General features: G+C 67.8%; 19 protein-coding genes. 3 read left to right on the top strand and 16 right to left on the bottom strand.

The features are described from left to right. Positions 1–8: 8 nt before the first annotated feature. The 4 genes from GJG85_RS20305 to GJG85_RS20290 all read right to left on the bottom strand — a co-directional run bounded on the left by GJG85_RS20305 (position 9) and on the right by GJG85_RS20290 (position 6,947). Positions 9–4,850, bottom strand: a complete 4,842-nt coding sequence (locus GJG85_RS20305) for an NAD-glutamate dehydrogenase (protein ID WP_124630746.1) — start codon at positions 4,848–4,850, stop codon at positions 9–11. Positions 4,851–5,051: 201 nt separating this feature from the next. Continuing rightward, positions 5,052–5,240: a 4-oxalocrotonate tautomerase gene (locus tag GJG85_RS20300; RefSeq protein ID WP_050011899.1), complete on the bottom strand. Its 189-nt coding sequence runs from the start codon at positions 5,238–5,240 to the stop codon at positions 5,052–5,054. 65 nt (positions 5,241–5,305) lie between these two features. Next, complete coding sequence (locus GJG85_RS20295) at positions 5,306–6,079, bottom strand: class II aldolase/adducin family protein (RefSeq protein ID WP_050011898.1); 774 nt, start codon at positions 6,077–6,079, stop codon at positions 5,306–5,308. Next, positions 6,057–6,947 (bottom strand): urea transporter, encoded by an 891-nt coding sequence (locus GJG85_RS20290; RefSeq protein WP_089489482.1) that lies wholly within the window; start codon positions 6,945–6,947, stop codon positions 6,057–6,059. The genes GJG85_RS20295 and GJG85_RS20290 overlap by 23 nt, the downstream gene beginning before the upstream one ends. Positions 6,948–7,305: 358 nt before the next feature. Here GJG85_RS20290 and GJG85_RS20285 point away from each other — a divergent pair, with 358 nt between their 5' ends. Beyond that, entirely contained in the window at positions 7,306–7,860 is a 555-nt protein-coding gene (locus tag GJG85_RS20285) for a putative glycolipid-binding domain-containing protein (RefSeq protein WP_176015790.1), read from the top strand. Here GJG85_RS20285 and GJG85_RS20280 read toward each other — a convergent pair. The 5 genes from GJG85_RS20280 to GJG85_RS20260 form a co-directional block, all read right to left on the bottom strand. After that, positions 7,821–8,765, bottom strand: a complete 945-nt coding sequence (locus GJG85_RS20280; protein WP_089489481.1) for an alpha/beta fold hydrolase — start codon at positions 8,763–8,765, stop codon at positions 7,821–7,823. The two genes, GJG85_RS20285 and GJG85_RS20280, sit on opposite strands and share 40 nt — an antisense overlap. After that, positions 8,762–9,667 carry a metal-dependent hydrolase gene (locus tag GJG85_RS20275; protein ID WP_050011894.1) on the bottom strand — a complete coding sequence of 302 codons (906 nt, stop codon included), beginning with the start codon at positions 9,665–9,667 and terminating at the stop codon, positions 8,762–8,764. Before GJG85_RS20275 ends, GJG85_RS20280 begins: the two co-directional genes overlap by 4 nt. Further along, positions 9,664–10,587: an SDR family oxidoreductase gene (locus GJG85_RS20270; protein ID WP_050011893.1), complete on the bottom strand. Its 924-nt coding sequence runs from the start codon at positions 10,585–10,587 to the stop codon at positions 9,664–9,666. The genes GJG85_RS20275 and GJG85_RS20270 overlap by 4 nt, the downstream gene beginning before the upstream one ends. Positions 10,588–10,608: 21 nt before the next feature. Beyond that, positions 10,609–12,189 (bottom strand): NAD(P)/FAD-dependent oxidoreductase, encoded by a 1,581-nt coding sequence (locus GJG85_RS20265; protein WP_204384319.1) that lies wholly within the window; start codon positions 12,187–12,189, stop codon positions 10,609–10,611. Positions 12,190–12,435: 246 nt separating this feature from the next. Then, positions 12,436–13,107 carry a lysoplasmalogenase gene (locus GJG85_RS20260; protein ID WP_050012098.1) on the bottom strand — a complete coding sequence of 224 codons (672 nt, stop codon included), beginning with the start codon at positions 13,105–13,107 and terminating at the stop codon, positions 12,436–12,438. Between the two features lie 379 nt (positions 13,108–13,486). Between GJG85_RS20260 and speB the strand changes: the two genes are divergently transcribed. Next, positions 13,487–14,455 (top strand): agmatinase, encoded by a 969-nt coding sequence (gene speB / locus GJG85_RS20255; RefSeq protein ID WP_050011891.1) that lies wholly within the window; start codon positions 13,487–13,489, stop codon positions 14,453–14,455. A gap of 79 nt (positions 14,456–14,534) precedes the next feature. Here the strand turns inward: speB and GJG85_RS20250 are convergent, their stop codons facing one another. The 6 genes from GJG85_RS20250 to GJG85_RS20225 all read right to left on the bottom strand — a co-directional run bounded on the left by GJG85_RS20250 (position 14,535) and on the right by GJG85_RS20225 (position 19,243). Beyond that, positions 14,535–15,515, bottom strand: coding sequence for a sulfonate ABC transporter substrate-binding protein (locus tag GJG85_RS20250; protein ID WP_050011890.1), 981 nt, complete (start codon positions 15,513–15,515; stop codon positions 14,535–14,537). A gap of 277 nt (positions 15,516–15,792) precedes the next feature. Then, positions 15,793–16,017 (bottom strand): hypothetical protein, encoded by a 225-nt coding sequence (locus GJG85_RS20245; RefSeq protein ID WP_050011889.1) that lies wholly within the window; start codon positions 16,015–16,017, stop codon positions 15,793–15,795. A 279-nt stretch (positions 16,018–16,296) separates the two neighbouring features. Further along, positions 16,297–16,500 (bottom strand): cold-shock protein, encoded by a 204-nt coding sequence (locus tag GJG85_RS20240; protein WP_006485974.1) that lies wholly within the window; start codon positions 16,498–16,500, stop codon positions 16,297–16,299. Between the two features lie 381 nt (positions 16,501–16,881). Beyond that, positions 16,882–17,721, bottom strand: a complete 840-nt coding sequence (locus GJG85_RS20235) for a MerR family transcriptional regulator (RefSeq protein WP_050011888.1) — start codon at positions 17,719–17,721, stop codon at positions 16,882–16,884. A 9-nt stretch (positions 17,722–17,730) separates the two neighbouring features. Then, entirely contained in the window at positions 17,731–18,291 is a 561-nt protein-coding gene (locus GJG85_RS20230) for a GNAT family N-acetyltransferase (RefSeq protein ID WP_050011887.1), read from the bottom strand. A 79-nt stretch (positions 18,292–18,370) separates the two neighbouring features. Continuing rightward, a complete protein-coding gene (locus GJG85_RS20225; protein WP_050012097.1) occupies positions 18,371–19,243 on the bottom strand; it encodes a LysR family transcriptional regulator in 873 nt (290 codons plus the stop codon). A 131-nt stretch (positions 19,244–19,374) separates the two neighbouring features. On the opposite strand from GJG85_RS20225, the gene GJG85_RS20220 reads away from it, so the two are divergent. Beyond that, positions 19,375–20,373 carry a quinone oxidoreductase gene (locus GJG85_RS20220; RefSeq protein WP_050011886.1) on the top strand — a complete coding sequence of 333 codons (999 nt, stop codon included), beginning with the start codon at positions 19,375–19,377 and terminating at the stop codon, positions 20,371–20,373. Positions 20,374–20,413: 40 nt separating this feature from the next. Here GJG85_RS20220 and GJG85_RS20215 read toward each other — a convergent pair whose 3' ends face one another. Beyond that, positions 20,414–21,928 carry an MDR family MFS transporter gene (locus tag GJG85_RS20215; RefSeq protein WP_089489762.1) on the bottom strand — a complete coding sequence of 505 codons (1,515 nt, stop codon included), beginning with the start codon at positions 21,926–21,928 and terminating at the stop codon, positions 20,414–20,416. Positions 21,929–22,082 lie beyond the last annotated feature (154 nt).

The raw sequence follows: 22,082 nt of genomic DNA, 5'->3' as shown, positions 1-22,082 counted from the left end.
CGCCTTCGTCACGCGCGTTCGAGCACGGCCATTTCCCGCACGACCACGAGCAGCACCGCGAGGCTCGTGCCGCCGGATGCGCGTAGATCCGCGAGCAGGTGCTCGTAACGCGCGAGCGCGGCCTCGCGGCGCACGCGCCACGCGCCGACGATCGTGTCCGGCGTGGTCGAATCCGGCGATTCCGCGAGCGCGCTCGTCGCGAGCGTGCGCTTGAGCCGCGCGACTTCCGCGAGCGCGGCGGCGCGCGCGAGCATGTCCCAGTGCGTCGGCGTCGGCAGGTTCGCCGCGCGTTCGCCGATCCACCCGTAATTGAGCAGCGTGCCGAGCGAGAAATAGACGCCCGCGACGAGTTCGAGGCTGCGATTGCAGGTCGCCGCCACTTCGGCGATGTCGAGCAGCGCGGCCGAGATGTCGCCGCTTGCGACGCGTACCGCAAGCGCGCTGTCGACGCCGGCGTCGACCAGCACGCGCTGCCGCTCGGACAGCGCTTCCAGATCGTCGGCCGGCAGCAGCGACGGCAGTTGCGGCGCGATGCGCTGCACCGCGTCGCGGCAGCGCGCGATCAATCCGGCGACGCCGCCGTCGGCCACCGCGCCGGACTGCAGATGCCGCAGGAACCACAGCGCCGCGCGCTCCAGCAGCCGCGCGACGTCGACGAACATGCGGGCCTGCACGTCGTCGGCGACGCGATTGTCGAGCGCGTCGATATCGCGCCACACCGCATCGAGGTCGAACACGTCGCGCGCCATGATGCACGCGCGCACGATGTCGCCGGGCTGCGCGTCGGTTTCCTCCATCAGCCGGTGCACGAACGCGCAGCCGACGCGGTTCACGAGCGCGTTCGTCAGATGCGTCGCGAGAATCTCGCGGCGCAGCGGATGGCGGCGCATCGGCTCGCTGAAGCGCTGTTGCAGCGGCTTCGGGAAGTAGTCGACGAGCATCGCGGCCACCAGCGGATCCTCGGGCACGTCGGATTCGAGCAGCGCGTCGTAGAGCCACATCTTGCTGTACGCGAGCAGCACCGCGCGCTCCGGCGACGTGAGGCCGAGCTTCGCGGCCTGCCGCTCGGCGACTTCGTCGTCGGTCGGCAGGAACTCGATCACGCGGTTCAGGCGGCCCGCGCGCTCGAGCCAGCGCATCAGGCGCGCCTCGGCGTCGAGCAGTTCGACCGCATAGCGGCCGGCGATCGACAGTGCCTGCGTCTGGTAGTAGTTGTCGCGCAGCACGAGCAGCCCGACTTCGTCGGTCATCTCGGCGAGCAGCGCGTTGCGCTGCTTCTCGGTCATCTCGCCGTCGGACACCACGAGTCCGAGCAGGATCTTGATGTTGACTTCGTGATCCGAACAATCGACGCCGGCCGAGTTGTCGATCGCGTCGGTATTGATGCGGCCGCCGCGCTGCGCGAATTCGATGCGGCCGAACTGCGTGCAGCCGAGATTGCCGCCTTCGCCGACGACCTTGCAGCGCAGGTCCGCGCCGTTCACGCGCACCGCGTCGTTCGCGCGGTCGCCGACCTGCGTGTGCGTTTCGCGCGCGGCCTTCACGTAGGTGCCGATGCCGCCGTTGTACAGCAGGTCGACCGGCGCCTGCAGGATCGCGCGGATCAGCTCGGTGGGCGGCAGCGCGTGCGCGTCGATGCCGAGCGCGGACTGCACGGCCGGCGACAGCGGGATCGTCTTCGCGGTGCGCGGATACACGCCGCCGCCCGGCGAAATCACCGACGTATCGTAGTCGGCCCAGCTCGAGCGTTCGAGCGCGAACATCCGCTGGCGCTCCGCGAAGCTCGTTGCCGGGTCGGGGTTCGGGTCGAGGAACACGTGCCGGTGATCGAACGCGGCGACGAGCCGGATATGCGGCGACAGCAGCATCCCGTTGCCGAACACGTCGCCCGACATGTCGCCGACGCCGACCACGGTGAAATCGGTCGCCTGCGTGTCGATGCCCATCTCGCGGAAGTGCCGCTTCACCGATTCCCACGCACCGCGCGCGGTGATCGCCATCTTCTTGTGGTCGTAGCCGACCGAGCCGCCGGACGCGAACGCGTCGTCGAGCCAGAAGCCGTATTCGTGCGAGATCGCGTTCGCATAGTCGGAGAAGGTGGCCGTGCCCTTGTCGGCGGCGACGACCAGGTACGGATCGTCGGCGTCGTGGCGCACCACGTCGGGCGGCGGCACGATCGCGTTGCCGGCGAGGTTGTCGGTGAGGTCGAGCAGCCCGCGCAGGAACGTCTGGTAGCACGCGATGCCTTCGCGCATCCACGCTTCGCGATCGCTCTGCGGCGGCGGGTTCTTCACGACGAAGCCGCCTTTCGAGCCGACCGGCACGATCACGACGTTCTTCACCATCTGCGCCTTCATCAGCCCGAGCACCTCGGTGCGGAAATCCTCGCGGCGATCCGACCAGCGCAGGCCGCCGCGCGCGACGCGCCCGCCGCGAAGGTGCACGCCCTCGACGCGCGGCGAATACACCCAGATCTCGAACATCGGCTTCGGTTCGGGCAGGCCGGGCACCTTCGCCGGATTGAACTTGAACGACAGGTACGGCTTCGATTCGCCGTTCGCGTCCGCGAGGAAGTAGTTCGTGCGCTCGGTCGCGTTGATCACGCCGAGGAACTGGCGCAGGATGCGATCCTCGTCGAGGTTCGGCACCTGGTCGAGCGCGCCTTCGATCGCCTTCAGCAGCCGTTCGGCCTGCACGTCGCGCGTGTCGCCGATGCGCGGATCGAAGCGCAGCAGGAACAGCTCGACGAGTTGCCGCGCGATCGCCGGATTGCCGGTCAGCGCGCGTTCGATATACGCGTCGCTGAAGGTCGAGCCGACCTGCCGCAGATATTTCGCATACGCGCGCAGGATCGTGACCTCGCGCGCGCTCAGGTGCGCGCGCAGCACGAGGCGGTTGAAGTCGTCGTTCTCGATCCGGCCGCTCCAGATCCGGTCGAACGCATCTTCGAACAGGCCTTTCACGCGCTCGATGTCGAACTCGGTATCGTCGGCGAGTTCCAGCCCGAAATCGTGTACCCACGCGTGCGCGGCGTCCTGCGTCTGGATCCGGTATGGCCGCTCCTCGTCGACGCGCACGCCGAGATGTTCGAGCATCGGCAGGCTGCGCGACAGCGCGATCGGGTCGCCCGCGCGATACACCTTGAAGCGGAACGCGCGCGGCTCGGCCTCGATCGGCCGGTACAGGTTCATCGCGAGCTGGCCCGAGTCCTTCACGCGCTCGATCAGCTCGATGTCGCGCACGGCCGTGCGCGCCGGATAGTCGTCGCGATAGCCTGCCGGGAATGAATCGGCATAGCGCTGCAGCAGGCGGTTGCCTTGTTCTTCGCCGAATGCGTCGAGCAGCGCGTCGGCGAGATCGTCCTGCCAGCGGCGCGTGACCTGCACGAGCCGCGTTTCGAGTTCGCGCGTGTCGACGTCGGGCATCGTGCCCGGTTCCGCATGCACGACGAAGTGAATGCGGGCGAGCGCCGATTCCGACAGCAGCGGCGTGAATTCGACGTTCACGCCGTTGTACGCGTCGACCAGCAGCTTCGCGATGCGGCGGCGCAGGTCGGTGTTGTACTTGTCGCGCGGCACGAACACGAGGCACGACACGAAGCGGTCGAACCGGTCGCGCCGCACGAACAGTCGCGTGCGCTGGTGTTCCTGCAGGCGCAGGATGCCGAGCGCGATGTCGTAGAGCCGGTCTTCGTCGGCCTGGAACAGTTCGTCGCGCGGATAGGTTTCGAGCACCGTCACGAGCGACTTGCCGAGATGCCCTTTCGGCAAAAAGCCCGCGCGCCGCACGATGTTCGCGCACTTGCGGCGCACGATCGGAATCTCGGTGTACGAACCGAAATAGGCGGTCGATGTGTAGAGCCCGATGAAGCGGCGCTCGCCGGTGACCTTGCCGTCGGCGCCGACGAGTTTCACGCCGACGTAGTCGAGGTAGCCGGGCCGGTGCACCGTCGCGCGCGAATTCGCCTTGGTCACGAAGATCGGCCAGGCGCCGGTGATGATGTCGGCGGCGGCCGGCGGCAGCGGCGTCACGTCGGCGGCGCCGGACGTGCGCAGCGATTCGCGCAGGATCCCGAAGCCCGAGCCCTCGATGCCGCGCAGGCCGAAGCCCGTGCCGTCCGATACGAGCGCGTAGTCGCGCTGACCGAGGAACGTGAAGTGATCGGCGGCCATCCATTCGAGGAACGCGCGCGCCTCGATGTCCTCCGCGGTCGATTCGCGCGCCTTCATCTCCTTGATCGTCGCGCGGGCGATGTCGACGATCTTCGGCCAGTCCTCGACCGACGCGCGCACGTCGCCGAGCACGCGCGCGATGTCCTCGCGCAGCGTGTCGAGCAGCGCGGCGTCGCCGCAGCGGTCGACTTCGAAATGGATGAACGACGCGAGTTGCGACTGGCCGTCGCCGGACGTCGCACCGCCCGCGTCGACGCGCTCGATGCCGCCGCCGGCGCCGCGCCAGATGCGGAACACCGGATGCAGCGCCGAGTGCAGCGCGAGCCCGAGACGGTTGATGGCCATCGTCACCGAGTCGACCAGGAACGGCATGTCGTCGTTGACGATCTCGATCACCGTGTGGTCGGAATGCCAGCCGTGCTGTTCGAGAATCGGGTTGTACACGCGCAGGCGTTCGCTGCCGGGCACGAATTTCTGGGCGGTCTGCCAGTGCGCCATCGCGGCGCCGTACAGGTCGGCGATGCCGCGGCTCTGCAGATCGTCGGCATCGACGAAATCGTAGTAATGACGCAGGAAGGGTTCGACGATCCGGAACGTGGCGTCGGGCAGACGAGCGCGCGCGAATTCGACGACATCGGAGAGCAGGTGTGCGACGACTTCCTCGTTCTTCGCTTCCATGGCGGTCTCCGTCGGGTGGCCATTGGCTGCTGCGTCTGTCCGGCATTATGCGCCGATTGCGTGACAAAGCGATGTGCGGGCGCACAACGGAGGCGAGTGGAGGCGCTGGCGTGCAGCACGCGTCGCAGGCGCTGCGGTGCAGGGCTCAGTGCAGGGCTCAGCACAGAGCGGACGGTGCCGACGCGACGCCGCCGTCGGTGCTCAGCGCTCGTCGCTCCACAGCTTCCCTGCCGTCGCCCAGTTCTCCTTCTTCACGTCGGTCAGGATGATGTCGACCGAGCCCGGCGTGCAGCCGAGCGTGTCGCACGTGACACGCGTGATTGCTTCGACGAATGCGCGCTTCTGCTCGACGGTGCGGCCTTCGAACAGCTGGATATTGAAAGTCGGCATGACACAGGCTCCGGTTGGGATTGAACGATTGACGATGGACGATTCGGTCGGGTGCGGATGCGCGGTCAGTCGCGATAAGACGGATCGATCCGGTCGAGCCGGCGCAGCAGCGCCGGCCATTCCAGTTCGCCTTCGATCGCGCCGCCGTCGCGCAACTGTTCGGCGGTGCGCTCGGCGATGGCCGGCTCCGGCAGCACGAGCGGCCCGCCGCCAGCTTGCGCGCGCACCTGGATGTCGCACGCCTTGATCAGCGTATCCATCAGCACGTACGCTTCGGCGACGGTCCGGCCGACCGTCAGCGTGCCGTGGTTGCGCAGCAGCATCGCGGATTTCGCGCCGAGGTTCGCGGTCAGCCGTGCGCCTTCGGCCGGCGAGAACGCGAGCGCTTCGTAGTCGTGGTACGCAAGATCGCCGTGAAAGCGCAACGCGTGCTGCGACGCCGGCAACAGCCCGTCGCGCTGGATCGACACGGCGATGCCGGCCGTATTGTGCAGGTGCATCACGCAGACGGCATCGGCGCGCGCGGCGTGCACGGCCGCATGCAGTGCAAAGCCGGTCACGTTGACCGCGTGCTCGCTGTCGCCGATCCGGTTGCCGGCGAGGTCGATCTTCACGAGGTTCGATGCGCGTACCTCGTCGAACGTGAGGCCGAACGGGTTGATCAGGAAGTGGCCGGGCTCGCCGGGCACGGTCGCGGATAGATGCGTGTAGATCAGGTCGTCCCAGCCGTTCAGCGCGACGAGCCGGTACGCGGCGGCGAGGTCGACGCGCAGCCTGCGTTCGGCGTCGGAGATCGGGCCGCCGGGCTTCACGGCGTCAGGACGGTGTGCGAATGACATCGGGTGCTCCGAGGGTGAGGCGGCGCGCGACGACTACGGTCACCCACGCCGCGAGCGCGAACGGGGCTGTAAACACCGAGATGCCCGCGCGCATCGCGAGCCACTGGATCAGCGCGGCGAGTGCGGCGGCCGCGAGCGCCGCACGCGGCCCGCGCGACATCAGCGCGAGTGCGGCGAGCGCGCCGTTGAAGCCGAGCAGGCCGCCGGCGAACGACGCGTCGCTTGCGCCGAGCGCGATCAGCAGCACGGTCGACGCGATCGCGCCGCCGAGCGCGAACGCGGCCGCGCGGCGTGACGCGACGGCGAGGGCGGCGACGACCAGCGCGCCGGCCCATGCGCCTTGCGCGAAGGTGGTCTGAGCAACGCCCGACAACAGCGCGTCGGTTGCGGAAGCGAGTGTCGGCACCGGGGCGGCGGTCGCGCCGTCCGCATGCTGCAACGCGACAAACGGCAGCCACAGCGCGGTGACGACCAGGCACGGGCTCGAATACGGGCACTGGCGCCAGCGGGCGAGCGACGCCCGCATCGCGCGTTGCACGAGCGCCGCGCCGATCGCGACCAGCGGCACCAGCGCGACGGCGGCGAGTTGATGGGGCGCGAACAATACGGCGATCAGCGCCGCGAGCGCGCCGTTGAAGCCGTGCAGCCCCTGTTCGACGTCGCGGCGTTCGGCGCCGGCCAGCACGGCCGTCATGCTGGCGGCGGCAGAGCCGACCAGCGCCGCGCATGCGAGCCGCAGGTCGTTCAGCGCGAGCGCGGCGAGCAGCAGCGACCCGGTGAGCGCATTCGCCTGCAGCACGATCTGCCCGATGCCGCGCAGCAGGATGCGCAGGTCGATCGACGGCGAAGCGGGGCGGGCAGTAGGCATGATCGCGGCGGAACAGGATGAGCCGCGAGCATAGGACATGCTGCGATGCACCGGAATAGGGAATTCCGGATAGTCAGGATTTGTGGTCGATGCCCTGAAGCGGGGCATCGCGAGGTGCGGTGCGCGTACTCGGGATGTGTTGTTAGCGTTTTCGCGAGATTCTGGCGATTCGATATCAAATTTGCGCCATCGCTATTGCTTTCGCGTGCACGCGGGGTTGCCGAGGGGGGACCCATGCGCGTCAGTTTCAACGCTCTAGCGACCGGGCCGCCGAGCTGGACTCAATCGACGGCGGCATTCCGGATAGCGACGATTTGTGTGACGATGCCCCGACGCGGGATACCAAGGAGGTGGAACGATGCGCGAAGTACGTTGGGCGTCGCTCGAAGGCGACGGAATCGAACATCTGACGTTCGACCGGAGTGAATCCGGCATCGTCGTCGAAAGCGCGGTGGTCGGCCAGCGGTATGGCCGCGCGTACGGGCTCGCGTATCGCGTCGAATGCGATCTGCAATGGCGCGTGACCTACGCGGTGCTCAAGGTGATGGGCGGCGGCACGCTCGAACTGCGTGGCGACGGGGCTGGGCACTGGCGTGACGGCTCAGGCCGCGAACTGCACGAGCTCGACGGCTGCATCGATATCGACATCGCCGCGACGCCGTTCACGAATTCGCTGCCGATCGGCCGCCTCGGGCTCGCGCGCGGCGAGCGGCGGCCGCTCGACGTCGCGTACATCTCGACGCCGGATCTGAAGGTCATGCCGGTCAAGCAGGCTTATGCGTGCATCGAACCGGGCCGCCGCTACCGCTACGAAGGGATCTTCCGGGATTTCACCGCGGAGATGGACATCGACGACGACGGGCTCGTGATCGACTACGAAACGCTGTTCGAGCGACTGCCGCCGCTGCGCTGATCCGCGGCTCCCGTTCTCGTGGCCGGCGCCGCTGCCGACGCGGCGGCAACCGCGGGCCGTTCATGCGCGGCCGCGAACCGGTCGATCCGCGACGCGATCATGTCCGGATGGCGCAGCACGATCCAGTGCGTGCCGTCGATTTCCTCGCGCACGTGCTCGCCGAGCCAGCGGTCGAGGTCGACCGACATCTCGGGCGTCACGTAGCGGTCGCGCAGCGGAACGAGAATCTGCACCGGCGCCTGCGCGTACCGCTCACGCGGCTTGCGGGCCCGGGCAAGGAAGTTCGCGCGGTACATCTGCATCCCGTTCAGCGCGTTCTTCAGTTGCACGGGATCGCGCTCGGCGCGCACGCGTTCGGTGAGCTGCAGCCAGCGCGGCCACAGCGCGGCGCCGCCGAGCCGCCATACCAGCGACGGCACGAGCGGCAGATGGAAGAACCCGATGTACCACGACTTCAGGCTCTGCTTGAGCCGCATCTTCGCGCGGAACACGTGATCGAGACACGGGCCGGAGATCGACGTGTACGACGCGATGCGGCCGCGGAACGCGGGGTCGGTCACGGCCTCCCAGCACTGGATCGAGCCCCAGTCGTGGCCGACCAGGTGGAACGGCCGGCCGCCGCAGGTCGCGTCGGCCACCGCTTTCAGGTCGCCGGCGAGCCGTTCGAGCGTGTAGTCGGCACGGCGGCGCGGCGCATCGGATGCGCCGGCGCCGCGCACGTCGTACGCGATCACGCGGTAGCGCTTCGCGAGCCGCGCGCGGATCGGCGCCCACACGGTCGCCGAGTCCGGGTAGCCATGCACGAGGATCAGCGGCGGCGCGCGACGCGACCCGCTGACGTAGACGGCGAGTTTCACGTCGCCGGACCGGACGGTCAGCATCTCGTGAGCGCGCGATCGCGTCATGCCTGCGCTACCGAATGCAGCGGCACGCGGCGCGGGGCGGCTTGCGCCGCATAGCGCGCGTTGGTCGCGTCGATGTTATCGAGCAGCGTGTCGAGCTCCTGCAGGTACTGATGGTTGTCGTGATCCCACGGGTGGAAGCCCGGGCGGAAGTAGTCGAGCCATTCGCGCGCGATGCTCGGGAACACGCCGTTCTTCGGGCTGTACAGATACTTCACGAGGCGCCACATGCCGTCGAACTTGCCGTGTTCGCGACGGTGCGCGCGCATCAGCCGCACGTGGAAGTCGAACACGATCGCCCAGAAGAATACCGTCGTCGTCAGCATCGTGCCGGTGCGCAGCAGGTAGCTGCCGAGGCCCGGCTTCATCACGGTGCGCCACACGTCGTAGGACACCGCCTTGTGCTCGGTTTCCTCCATCGCGTGCCACATCCACATCTGCTGGTAGCCCTCGACCGAGCCGTCGATCCGGTGCTCGTGGCCCGACAGCAACTGGTTCGCGAGGATCGCCGTGTAGTGTTCGAGCGCGATCGTGATCGCCAGCTGCATCGAGTGCGGCAGCACTTTCTTGAACCAGCCGAGGATCGTCCACAGACGCTTGTCGAGCTTGTGCGCGGGCAGGCCTGACGCCTGCAGCAGATCGTTGTATTCGATGTGCTCGCGCGTGTGCATCGCTTCCTGCCCGATGAAGCCGATGACCTGCTTCTTCAGCTCGGGATCCTCGATCCGGTCGCGGTAGTGGCGCACCGAATCCATGAAGAAGCGTTCGCCGGCCGGGAACAGCAGCGACAGCGCATTCATGAAGTGCGTGACCGGCACGCCCTGCACATGCCAGTCCTTCGCGCGTTCGGGCGGCAGCGCGAAACGGATGTCGCGCCGCACGGGCATCATGTTCGGTGTCGTCATGATTGTTCTCCCTGATTGCCTGCATTGTTGTAGGTGGCGTGCACCGGTGCCGGCGTGCCGCGTGCGGCACGGCGGGCTTTCGCGGCCTCGCGGCGCGTCGCGAGCACGACGAGCGCCTGGTACGCGGCCGGCAGGAGGCGCGCCATCCAGTCCGCGCCCTTCGCGTCGCGGCCGATCAGCACGCGGCGCTTGTTCTTGCGCACGCCGGCGAGGATCGTGCGCGCGGCGTCGTCGGCGGTCGTGATGAAGAACTTCTCGAAGCTGTCCTTGCCTTGCTGTTCGCTCTCGACGATGAAGCCGACCATGTTCTTCGCGACGCGGCTCGACTGCGCGATGTTCGTGCGGATGCCGCCCGGATGCACGCAGGTGGCCGACACGCCGCACTTCATCATGTCGAGTTCCTGGCGCAGCGATTCGGTGAAGCCGCGCACCGCGAACTTGGTCGCGTTGTAGCCGCTCATGCCCGGCTGCGCGAAGATCCCGAAGATGCTCGACGTGTTGATCACGTGGCCGTCGCCCGATGCCTTCAGGTGCGGCAGGAACGCCTTCGTGCCGTGCACGACGCCCCAGAAGTTGATGTTGACGATCCACTCGAGATCGCTGTAGTCCATCCCTTCGATCGTGCTCGACAGCGCGACGCCCGCGTTGTTGAAGATCAGGTTGACCTTGCCGTGCGCCTTCGCGGTGTCGTCGGCCCACGCGAACATCGCGTCGCGATCGCCGACGTCGAGCACGCGCGTCGATACGCGCACGTTCGGCGCGATCGCACCGACGATTCGTTCGGTTTCGGCGAGGCCGACGCCGTTCTTGTCGGCGAGCGACACGTGGCAGCCGGCCTGCGCGAGCTGGATCGCGAGTGCGCGGCCCATGCCCGAGCCGGCACCCGTGATCGCGGCGACCTTGTTGGCGAAATCTCTCATGTCGATGGCTCCTTGTCTGGCTCAGGCCGCTTCGGCGGACGTGGAAGCGGAAGCGGCCGGCGCGGCGGCGGGCCGCGCGGTCGTGTCGTGCGGTGCGCGATACGCGTGGTAATCGGCGATCGAGAACTGCGCGGTGGCCTGGCGGAAGCGCCACGTGAAGCCCGGCCACAGCGTCGTGTTCTTGCCGGTGCGCGGGTCGAGGTACCAGCTCTTGCAGCCGCCCGTCGACCAGATCGCCTTCTTCAGCTTGCCCTGCAGGTCGTCGTTGTACTGCGCCTCGACGAGCGGGCGTACCTCGATCGCCTCCGCGCGCTCGCGGCGCATCGCCTGCAGCGCGCCGAGGATGTATTCGATCTGCGACTCGATCATGAACACCATCGAGTTGTGGCCGAGGCCCGTGTTCGGGCCGACGATCATGAAGAAGTTCGGGTAGCCGGGCAGCGTCGTGCCGAGATACGCGTGCGCGCCGTCGCGCCACGCATCGACGATGTCGAGGCCGCCGCGGCCGATGATCGCGCCGCGCGGATACGGGTCGGCCACCTGGAAGCCGGTGCCGTAGATCAGGCAGTCGACTTCATGACGCTTGCCGTCGGTCGTCACGACCGCGTCGGCTTCGATGCGATCGATGCCGGTCGTGATCACGTCGACGTTCTTGCGCGACAGCGCCGGGTAGTAGTCGTTCGAGATCAGCACGCGCTTGCAGCCGAGCGTGTAGTTCGGCGTGACGGCCTTGCGCAGTGCCGGATCGGGAATCTGCTTGCGGATGTGACGCAGCGCGAGCTTCTGCACGTTCTTCATCAGCGACGGATGGATCGCGAAGCCGAGCACGCGCGATTCGAGCATCCAGTAGATGCCGCTGCGCACGACCTTCTGCGTGAACGGCAGCGTGCGGAACAGCCATTTCTCGACGCCGGTCAGGTTGCGGTCGGGCTTCGGCATGATCCACGGCGGCGTGCGCTGGAACAGCGCGAGCGACTTCACGCGCGGCGCGATCTGCGGCACGAACTGGATCGCGCTCGCGCCGGTGCCGATCACCGCGACGCGCTTGCCTTCGAGCGGGTAGTCGTGATCCCACTGTTGCGAATGGAATGCGCGGCCCTTGAAGGTCTCGACACCGGGAATCGCCGGCAGTGCGGCGCGCGACAGCCCGCCCATCCCGGACACCAGCACGCGCGCCGACAGCCGCTTGCCGTTCGCGAACGTGAGGCGCCAGCGTTGCGCGGCTTCGTCGTACTCGGCGCGCTGTAACTCGTGATTCAGCCGCAGGTGCGGGCCGACGCCGAAGCGCTGCACGCAGTCTTCCAGATACGTGCGGATCTCCGGCTGCGGCGCGAACATGCGGGTCCAGCGCGGGTTCGGCGCGAACGAGAACGAATAGACGTGCGATTGCACGTCGCATGCGCACCCGGGGTAATGATTGTCGCGCCACGTGCCGCCGACCGACGCGGCCTTCTCGAGGACGACGAAGTCGGTCGCGCCGGTTTGTTTCAGGCGGATCGCCATCCCGAGGCCGGCGAAGCCGGTGCCGATGATGGCGATGTCGATGGCTTCATCCCGGCCGTCAGGGCCGGGTGGACCGAAAGGCAACGTGCGAGCATTCATCCGGGTGTCTCCGATCTGGCTCATTTTTTAATGTTACATTGGTTGATGTAACGATAGTGGGTGAACCCGGAAACCGCAAGAGGCTAGAAGCGACGCTCTAAGGGCAGGAAATCAAGCGGGGAAAGGCTGAGCGGGGTTTGGAACGGTCCCGTTTCCGCCATGCGGGATGCGCGGAAAAGGCCGTCGGCAGGGCGGGAGGCGCTGGCGATCAAGCCGCCGGCGCGCGGCGGCCTGTTTGAAACGGTATCAGGGACGGATCGATCGAGCGGCCGTCTCATGGAAAACCCCGGCCACGATCGTGACCTGCGCTAGCGCATAAAGGCCCCAGATCAGATAGTCGATGCCCGGAAAACCGCCGAGGAACCGGCCGACGCCGATCAGCGTGTCCGAGCCGACGAAGATCAGGCTGCCGGTCGCGACCAGCGGGCCGTGCGTGCGGGCGGCGAGCGCGAAGCTCGCCATCGCGCACAGCACGAGCATATAGACGGCGACCGGCGCCAGCAGCTCGCCGAGGTGCGGGAAGAACGCCACGTAGAACGCCGGCGCGGCGATCCACAGCCCGACGAGCGCAACGATGCGCCAGCCACGCGGCCGCGCGCGCCACCGGAAGAAAATCGCGCAATAACACAGGTGCGTGAGCAGGAACGCGCCGAGGCCGAACACGAACGACAGTGGCCAGTCGGGCAACGCGAGCAGCACGTCGCCGAGCACGGCCGTCGCGAGTGCCGCGCACAGCCACGCGCGTTCGCGCGCCGCGCCGCAGGTGCCGCCCGCCGCGAGCAGCAGGATGCCCATCGCGGCCTTCGCGGCGGCCTGGCCCGGATAGGGCGCGGCGGCGAGCGACAGCCCGTACAGGAGCGCAGCCGCGATGGCGAGCGGCCAGAGCCGGCGGTAGGTGGCGGGAAGCGTGGCGATCAAGGCGGGTGTCTCCGGTTTGTTGTTGTCCGCGGTGGACGATGGGCCGTTCACCGCGTGGCTGCCGGCCATTATCCGGAAGAACGGGTGCGCGAAAACCGGCGAACCCTTCTAGGAAACGACGGCGACCGCGGGCGACGCCGCCACCGGACTTTTTTCGCGCGTTGCCCCGGCTGAACCGGGGCAACGGTTCCGATTCGGCTTGCTACGATCGCCGCGGTATTACCGTTGTCGTTGTCGTTGTCGTTGTCGTTGTCGATGTCCCGCCTTGCTTCGCGACTGGATGCGCGAGCCGGTACATGCCCGATGAATCCCCGCCGTGCCCGGCCCGCGCGCTCAGTCGAAGCGGGGCGGTCCGGCCATCACGAAAACAGGTCCGACCATGACCGAACTTTTCCACGGCGACGGCGCGATCCGTCGCACGACGCCGTACGGCTCGTCGATCGAAAACACCTACGCGGGCGTGCTGTCGTTCATGCGCCGCAACTACTCGCGCGCGCTCGACGGCGTCGACGTCGCGATCTCCGGCGTGCCGCTCGACCTCGCGACGACCTATCGCTCCGGTGCGCGGCTCGGGCCGGCCGCGATCCGCGCGGCGAGCGTGCAGCTCGCGGAGCTCAATCCGTATCCGTGGGGCTTCGATCCGTTCGACGATCTCGCGGCCGTCGACTACGGCGACTGCTGGTTCGATGCGCACAACCCGCTGTCGATCAAGCCGGCGATCGTCGAGCATGCGCGCACGATCCTGAGCTCGGGCGCGAAGATGCTGACGCTCGGCGGCGACCACTACATCACGTATCCGCTGCTGGTCGCGCACGCGGAGCGCTACGGCAAGCCGCTGTCGCTGATCCATTTCGACGCGCACTGCGATACGTGGGCCGACGACGATCCGGACAGCCTCAATCACGGGACGATGTTCTACAAGGCGGTAAAGGAAGGACTGATCGATCCCGCGACGTCGGTGCAGGTCGGCATCCGTACGTGGAACGACGACTTTCTCGGGATCGAGCGGCTCGATGCCGCGTGGGTGCATGACCATGGTCCGCGAGCGGCGGTCGAGCGGATCGTCGAGATCGTCGGCGCGCGGCCTGCGTATCTGACGTTCGATATCGATTGCCTCGATCCGGCGTTCGCGCCGGGGACGGGGACGCCGGTCGCGGGCGGATTGTCGTCCGCACAGGCGCTGGCGATCGTGCGCTCGCTCGGCGCGGTGAATCTGGTCGGAGCGGATGTGGTGGAGGTCGCGCCCGCGTACGATCACGCGGACATCACGGCGATCGCGGCTGCGCATGTGGCGTGCGATCTGCTGTGTTTGTGGCGGCAGAAGAAGGTGGCGGGGGCGCTGCGTTGAGCGCGTGCCGCTCTGGACACGAAAGCGGCCGGTGGGGCATCGCGCCCGGCCGGCCTGCTGATGGATGGGGCCGCGAGCGTTACTTCGCCGCCAGCGCACTCGCCACGGTTTTGTCGACCCATGCGTTGTCGGCCACGCTCAGCTTCTGCGGAATGAGCTTCGCCGCGTAGAACGCATCGGCGACACCCTGCTGCGCGGCGACGATGCGCTCATCGATCGGCACCGCACCGAACGGCACCCGCTTGATCCATGTTTCGACGAGTGCCTCGGGCAACCCGACCTTCGGTGCAAGCAGCGCGGCCGTGTCGGCCGGATGCCCGTTGACCCACTGGCCGGTTTCGCGCGCCTGTTTCAGGATCGCGCCGACCACGTCGGGATGCTGTTGCGCGAAACGCCGCGTCGCCTCGTAGAAATTGTTGGTCGCCGCGAGCCCCGCGTAATCGGACAGCGTGCGCACCTTCAGCGCGTTCTGCGCGGCCGCGTAGTACGGATCCCACACGGCCCACGCATCGACATTGCCGCTTTCGAACGCGGCGCGCGCGTCGGCCGGCGCGAGATACACGGGATGGATTTCGTCATAGCGCACGCCGGCTTTCTTCAGCGCCTCGAGCAGCAGGTAGTTCGCACTCGAGCCTTTCTGCAGCGCGACCTTCTTGCCGCGCAGGCCGGCCACCGTCCGGATCGGCGAATCGCTCTTCACGAATACCGCTTCGTTGTGCGGCGCCGGCGGTTCCGCGCCGACATAGACGAACTGCACGCCGGCCGCCTGCGCGAACACGGGTGGCGGCGCGCCGGTGTAGCCGAAGTCGATGCTGTTCGCGTTCAGTGCTTCGAGCAGTTGCGGGCCGGCCGGGAATTCGAACCATTGAACGTCATAGCCGAGCGGCTTGAGTCGCGCTTCGAGCGCGCCCTGCGCCTTGACGATCGACAGCAGGCCGGCCTTTTGATAACCGATGCGCACGATTTTGTCGGTGCCGCCTTGCGCGAATGCCGACGCGGCGGACAGCGCAACGAGCGAGACGGCGGCGGCGCGGGTGATCCAGCGGGTGAAACGAATCATCGAACGAACTCCATGCGAGGCATCTTCGGGGAGCGGCGGGCGCCGCTCGGTTGGAAGAATCGTCGCATGGGCGATCGCGCCCGCAAACGAAGCATTGCCGATATGGATATGACGGCGGCCGCCCTATGCTTTGGCGTCGTGGCCTGCCGGATCGGACGACTCCGTCGTGCCGGAATGCGGCGAAACAGGTGAACGGGCGTGTCATGCAAAAAGCCGGTGGGCACGTTGCCCGCCGGCTTTTTATGACCGTCTGCTGATATCGACAGTAGCGTGGCCTTTAACCGCGCGTATCGACCCAGTTGCGTGCCCAGCGTGCCGAATGCGCGATCGCCTGCGCTTCGCTCGCGAAGTAGTCGAGCGAATAGAACTGGTAGCGGCCTTCGTCGCGCGTGCTATCGGCGCGTTCGAGCAGCAGGTTGGATGAAAAGCTCCCGTCGGGCAGGCGATGCGCCGAGGGTTGGACGGCATAGCCGTTGTACTGTTGAATTCGTTGGTTGTGCATTTTAATTTTAATGATGATCGAGTGCGCGCGTGCCGTGCGAAATGCGCACGGGTATGCCGATTCAACGCCATTGCGAGCGGAATCTGACGCAGTCGGAAAGCGAAAAATAAGGCGTTGCGGCCGGAGGGGGGATGAAGTGCAACGAGACGTGTGGCGCCTGGCAAGCTGCTCACTGAACAAAGGCAGCTCAAGCCGATCGCGCCAACTTTAGGAGACGAAGCTCCGTGGGGATGTCGCTGCGACCCGGCGTCCGTCGACGGACGCCGGGCCCTTCAAACTTTACAGCGGCTTGATGTTGGCCGCTTGCAGACCCTTCGGGCCCTGCTTCGTTTCGAAGCTCACTTTTTGGTTTTCAGCCAGCGTCTTGAAGCCGTCGGCACGAATTTCCGAGAAGTGAGCGAACAGGTCGTCGCCGCCGTTGTCCGGCGTGATGAAACCAAAGCCTTTGCTGTCGTTGAACCACTTGACGATACCGGTATCCATGAAGATTCCTTGAGAAAAAAATAGAGATTTGCTCTGTTGAAGAGCGCGTGAAGCGTCAAGGAGGGAGAGGACAACGAATACCGCTGGGGAGGAGCGAGCAATTGATGAACAGCAATCGGACTTCTTGGACTTCGATGCGTACACTAACCGCCGGGCGGGCTTGCGTCAACCGATAACTTGTAACTGTGTCGCGGCACGCGGGGTTACCGTGCGGGGAGCGATGCGACGCCGTCCGGCTGGAATGCGCGCCGAGCGGCGCGCCTGGCCATTCGCCGACCCATGCGGACCGCGGTTGCGACCGGCAATGGCCGTCGGCGCTGCCGCGAACCGACTACGCACGCGTCGCGGCGACAAGCCGACGCCTGCATGACGGCCGCGCGGCTATCCGTTGTCGCCGTCGCCTTGCGTATCGCTCGTACCGGACTGCCGCGCCGCTTCGTCGCTGAGCTTCTTGTCGAGGATCGTCGCGACCCGGCCGCCGAGATACGCGCCGGCCGCGGTTTCGAGCGCGCGGTTCGTCTCGCCTTCGACGAACACGGCCGCGAGCGGGCGCAGCCGCCAGATCGCGTCGACCAGTTCGGGCACGTCGGTGGCCGGCGGCAGCGTGCCGGCGTCGTAGCGGTCGAGCCGCTTCACGACGAGATCGACGAGCAGCCGCGCGATCGCGTCGAAATGCGGCCGCGCGAGGCTGATCACGTCGAGCAGCTCGCGCGGCGGAATCCCTTCCTTCGTCATCGCGGCCGCCGCCTCGAGCAGCGCGGGGCTTTTCGCGACGAACGACAGGCCGCGCCGTTCGAGCAGCCCGAGCTCGGTCACGCGCGACAGTTGCGTGGTCGCTTGCGGGCCGAACATCTGAGCGAGTTGCGCGAGCGAATAGGTTTTCGGCAGCTCGTGCGACCAGCGGCCGCCGATCGCGTTTTCGAGGCCGAGGATCGAGCGCAGGTCGTGGCCTTCGTCGATCGCCTTGATCAAGTCCTGGATGTTCGACAGCGTGTAACCGCGCGCGAGCAGATGGTTGATCAGCTTCAGGCGCGCGACGTGCGTGTCGTCGTAGATGCCGACGCGTCCGCGTTTCTCCGGCGGCGCGAGCAGCCCGCGATCCTGGTACGCGCGGACGTTGCGCACGGTGGTGTCGGACACGCGCGCGAGTTCGTCGACCGTGTACTCGTTGCGGGAATCCGGCGCGGCCTCGTCGGGCGTGGAATGAGTCTGTTTTGACATGCGGTGATTTTAGCGCGCCGCGGCAGGCTCGGGCGAGGCGGGGCGCGTGTTCGCGCCGTCGCCGAGCGGGCGCTGCATCAGCGCCGTGTCGATCCAGCGGCCGTGCTTGAAACCGACCGCTTTCAGCAGGCCGGCCGGTTCGAAGCCGAACGCGCGATGCAGCGACGTCGAGCCGCCGGTGCCGCCGTCGGCGATCACCGCGATCATCTGCCGCCACGGGCCGCTTTCGCAGCGCGCGATCAGCGCCTCGAGCAGCGCGCGGCCGATGCCGCGCCCGCGCTGCGTGTCGTCGATGTAGATCGAATCCTCGATCGTGAAGCGGTACGCGCTGCGCGTGCGGTACGGCGTCGCGTACGCGTAGCCTGCCACGCGGCCGTCGCATTCGGCGACGAGATACGGCAGCCCGTGGTTCAGCACCGCGTCGCGGCGTGCGCGCAGTTCGGCGGCGTCGGGCGGCGTTTCCTCGAACGACGCGACGCTGTGGTGAACGTGGTGCGCATAGATCGCGTGGATCGCGTCGAGGTCGGCGTCGGTCGCGTCGCGCACGACGCAGGCGGTGGCGGTGGACATGGCGGCAGGGCCTGAAGTCAAAACGCTACTATGCCGGCCGTCGACGCGCGTGGCAAAGCCCGTTTGCGGTTTCGGCGGCTTACAGCCGTCCGTCCGCCGCATGAACCGCATCGGCGATCGCGTCGGCGACGCGCTGCACGCGCGGCGACCGGCGTACGTCCGGGTGAACGACGAGCCAGATCTCGCGCTCGATGTCGCAGCGCGGCGCGTTCGCGAGTTCGACGAGCGGCGCGCCGGCGTGCGCGGCCGGATCGTCGACGAGAAACCGCGGCAGCAGCGCGACACCGGCCCCGGCTGCGCAGGCGCGATGCTGCGCGGCGAGGTCGTTGGCGATGAACGCAAAGCGACGGCCGGCCGCGAAGCGTTCGAGCCATTGCTGCTGCGGCGTTTGCGCGAGCGCATCGTCGTAGCCGATGAACGGCCAGCTGTCGGGCGTCGCGTTCGCCCATTCCGGCGTCGCGCACAGCGCGAAGCGCATCGTGCCGAGCCGGCGCGCGGTGAGCCCCGGCTCGCTCGGCCGCGACAGCCGCACCGCGAGATCGGCTTCGCGTGCATACAGGTTCGCCGCGTGCATCTCGCCCATCAGGTCGATCCGCAGCGCCGGCCATGCGCGCTGCGCACGGGCCAGGCGCGGCGCGAGGAAATGGCTGGCGAACACCGGCGACGCCGATACGCGCACGATGCCGTCGAGCGCGGCCGCGCCCTGTGCCGCACGCGCGAACGCATGCGCGTCGGCTTCGAGGCGCGCGGCGTGCTCGGCGAGGTGCAGTCCTTCGTCGGTCGGCGGCCAGCCGCGCGGCAGACGGTCGAACAACCGGATCCCGAGCGCCGACTCGAGCGCGTCGATGCGCCGCGCGACCGTCGAGTGCTGGACCTGCAGCGCCCGCGCCGCGGCCGACAGGCTGCCGCCGCGCATCACCGCAAGGAAGTAGCGGATGTCGTCCCAACTCATCGGCAGCGCGGGCGTCGCGGCAGAATCGTAATCGGTCGAATTTTGCACAGTAAGTGGGCGTTCAACGTGAATTCCGTTCGATTATGCACGATGGGATGATTGTGTCACTTCATTCGATAGCGAGGAACGTCATGATCCAAACAGCCAACGCCATCCGGATCGGGATCGACCGTTACGGCGACGCCGGCGTGCTGCGCCGCGTCGATGCGCCCGTCGCGCCGCCCGGCGCCGGCGAAGTGCGGATTCGCCAGACCGCGATCGGCGTGAACTTCGTCGACATCTATTTCAGGACGGGTGCGCACGCGTTGCCCGCGCTGCCGGACGCGCTCGGCGTCGAGGCGGCCGGCGTGATCGACGCGGTCGGGCCGGGCGTGACGGCGCTCGTGCCCGGTCAGCGCGTCGCGTATGCCGGCATGCCGACCGGCAGCTATGCGAGCCTGCGCACGATGCCGGCCGAGCGCGTGCTGCCGATTCCCGGCGGGCTGAGCGACGAAGCCGCCGCGGCCGGGCTGCTGAAGGGGATCACCGTCTACATGCTGCTGCATCGCGTCCGGCGGGTCGGCGCCGGCGATACGGTGCTCGTGCATGCGGCGGCCGGCGGCGTCGGGCTGCTGGCGACGCAGTGGGCGCGTGCGCTCGGCGCGCGCGTGATCGGTACCGTCGGATCGGCCGCGAAAGCCGCGCTCGTGCGCATGCACGGCGCCGAAGCGGTGGTCGATTATCGCGAGGAGGATTTCGTCGCGGCCGCGCGTGCGTTCGGCGGCGGTGCGGGCGTCGACTACGCGATCGACGGAATCGGCGGCGACGTGCTGACCCGCACGCTCGGGGCGGTGCGGCCGTTCGGGATGGTCGCGAGCATCGGGCAGGTGGCGGCGATCGGCGCGCGGCAGACGTTCGATCTCGACGAACTCGGGCCGGCCCGTTCGATCGCGCTGGCGCGGCCGAGCGTGCTCGGTTTCATCGCGCGCGACGTCGGCGCGTATCGGGACGCCGCGCGTGCGACGCTCGACCGGCTGGCGGGCGGGATGCACGTCGAGATCGGCGCGCGGCTGCCGCTCGAACAGGCGGCCGATGCGCACCGGTTGCTGGAGTCGCGCGCGACGACGGGCGGGGTCGTGCTGCTGGCGTGACGGCGGGTGCGGATGGAGCGCGTCGCGCTCCGCCGGCCGCTCAGTGATGCTTGCGCAGCGGCGCATCCTCGACGAACCATGCGAACACGAACGCGATCGCGATGATCGCCGCAGCCACCAGATACACGACGTGCAGCGAACCGGCGAACGCGTGCAGGTACGCGTCGCGCACGGCATCCGGCAACTGGCGCACGGCGGCCGGGCCGAGCGCGGGCGGCAGCTCGGTGCCGGCCGGCAGCGCGTGCATCATGCGCGACTGCAGCCCGTGCGAGAACAGCGCACCGAACCCGGCGACGCCGAGCGAGCCGCCGATCGACCGGAACAGCGTCGCGCCCGACGTCGCCACGCCCATATGCCGGAATTCGACGGTGTTCTGCACGGCGAGCGTCAGCACGGGCATCACCATTCCGAGCCCGATCCCGAGCAGCGCCATGTACGCGTACATCGTATGCAGCGGCGTATCGAGCGTCAGCGTCGACAGCAACGCCATCGCGATGCCGCCGGTCAGCGTCCCCGCGATCGGAAACGGCCGGTACGAGCCGAGCCGCGAGATCAGCCGCCCGCTGACGATCGACGTGACGAGCATCCCGCCCATCATCGGCAGCAGCTGCATGCCGGCCTGCGACGGCGTCGAGCCTTTCACGACCTGCAGGTAGAGCGGGATGAACGTCACCGAGCCGAACAGCGCGATGCCGACCACGAAGCCGATCAGGCTGACCAGCACGAAGGTGCGATGACGGAACAGCTCGAGCGGCATGATCGGTTCGGCCGCGATGCGTTCCTCATAAATGAAGCCGCCAATCGCGACGAGGCCGAGCACGAGCGTCATCCACAGCTGCGGCGACGTCCACGGCAGCAGCGAGCCGCCTTCGCTCGTGAACAGGATCACGCAGGTGAGGGCGGTCGCGAGGAACGCGGCGCCCATATAGTCGATCCGGTGCTTCACGTGCGCGGTGTGCGGCCGGAACGCGGTGCCGATCACCGCGAGCGCGAGCAGGCCGAGCGGCAGGTTGATCGTGAAGATCCAGCGCCATGAAAGATGCTCGACCAGGAAGCCGCCGAGCAGCGGGCCGACAATCGTCGCGAGGCCGTAGACGCCGCCGAACATCCCCTGGTAGCGCGCCCGGCGATCGGGCGGAACCAGATCGCCGATCGCGGCCATCGTGACGACCATCAGGCCGCCGCCGCCGAGCCCCTGCAGCGCGCGCAGCACGATCAGCTGCGTCATGTCCTGCGCGACGCCGCACAGCGCGGAGCCGGCGAGGAACAGCACGATCGCGGCCTGCAGCACGATCTTGCGGCCGTACAGGTCGCCGAGCTTGCCGTACAGCGGCAGCACGACGGTGGACGACAGCAGGTATGCGGTGACGACCCAGGACAACTGGTCGAGCCCGCCGAGTTCGCCGACGATCGTCGGCAGTGCGGTCGACACGATCGTCTGGTCGAGCGCGGACAGCAGCATGACGAGCAGCAGCGCGGCGACGATCAGCCCGGTCGGCGCGTCGCGGCGGGCCGCGTCGGCGGCTGGCCGGGTGAGGAAAGTGTCCGTTGTCATCGAGATATCTGCCATGGCAGGGAATTGGATCGAAATATAGCCATGGATGATTGACTAGTCAATTTCTGCCCAGCCTCGATATGTTGCAGTCGTAACAGGAGGTTGCCCGCCCAGAAAATTGACCACGGTCAGCCTCGATGCAGGGACGGACTCA

It is taken from the genome of Burkholderia sp. MS389, from assembly GCF_016899425.1.
Taxonomy (GTDB): Bacteria; Pseudomonadota; Gammaproteobacteria; order Burkholderiales; family Burkholderiaceae; genus Burkholderia; species Burkholderia sola.
The sequence above is the reverse complement of the archived record's forward strand: the minus strand, read 5'-3'. Positions and strand labels throughout refer to the sequence as shown.

Coding starts and splice junctions, on each gene's coding strand:
- GJG85_RS20270 (WP_050011893.1), bottom strand. CDS start 10,587: ATGAGAGATTTCGCCAACAAGGTCGCCGCGATCACGGGTGCCGGCTCG.
- GJG85_RS20230 (WP_050011887.1), bottom strand. CDS start 18,291: ATGTCCACCGCCACCGCCTGCGTCGTGCGCGACGCGACCGACGCCGAC.
- GJG85_RS20280 (WP_089489481.1), bottom strand. CDS start 8,765: ATGACGCGATCGCGCGCTCACGAGATGCTGACCGTCCGGTCCGGCGAC.
- GJG85_RS20240 (WP_006485974.1), bottom strand. CDS start 16,500: ATGGATACCGGTATCGTCAAGTGGTTCAACGACAGCAAAGGCTTTGGT.
- GJG85_RS20285 (WP_176015790.1), top strand. CDS start 7,306: ATGCGCGAAGTACGTTGGGCGTCGCTCGAAGGCGACGGAATCGAACAT.
- GJG85_RS20250 (WP_050011890.1), bottom strand. CDS start 15,515: ATGATTCGTTTCACCCGCTGGATCACCCGCGCCGCCGCCGTCTCGCTC.
- GJG85_RS20305 (WP_124630746.1), bottom strand. CDS start 4,850: ATGGAAGCGAAGAACGAGGAAGTCGTCGCACACCTGCTCTCCGATGTC.
- GJG85_RS20300 (WP_050011899.1), bottom strand. CDS start 5,240: ATGCCGACTTTCAATATCCAGCTGTTCGAAGGCCGCACCGTCGAGCAG.
- GJG85_RS20245 (WP_050011889.1), bottom strand. CDS start 16,017: ATGCACAACCAACGAATTCAACAGTACAACGGCTATGCCGTCCAACCC.
- GJG85_RS20275 (WP_050011894.1), bottom strand. CDS start 9,667: ATGACGACACCGAACATGATGCCCGTGCGGCGCGACATCCGTTTCGCG.
- GJG85_RS20290 (WP_089489482.1), bottom strand. CDS start 6,947: ATGCCTACTGCCCGCCCCGCTTCGCCGTCGATCGACCTGCGCATCCTG.
- GJG85_RS20265 (WP_204384319.1), bottom strand. CDS start 12,189: ATGAATGCTCGCACGTTGCCTTTCGGTCCACCCGGCCCTGACGGCCGG.
- speB (WP_050011891.1), top strand. CDS start 13,487: ATGACCGAACTTTTCCACGGCGACGGCGCGATCCGTCGCACGACGCCG.
- GJG85_RS20225 (WP_050012097.1), bottom strand. CDS start 19,243: ATGAGTTGGGACGACATCCGCTACTTCCTTGCGGTGATGCGCGGCGGC.
- GJG85_RS20220 (WP_050011886.1), top strand. CDS start 19,375: ATGATCCAAACAGCCAACGCCATCCGGATCGGGATCGACCGTTACGGC.
- GJG85_RS20215 (WP_089489762.1), bottom strand. CDS start 21,928: ATGACAACGGACACTTTCCTCACCCGGCCAGCCGCCGACGCGGCCCGC.
- GJG85_RS20235 (WP_050011888.1), bottom strand. CDS start 17,721: ATGTCAAAACAGACTCATTCCACGCCCGACGAGGCCGCGCCGGATTCC.
- GJG85_RS20295 (WP_050011898.1), bottom strand. CDS start 6,079: ATGTCATTCGCACACCGTCCTGACGCCGTGAAGCCCGGCGGCCCGATC.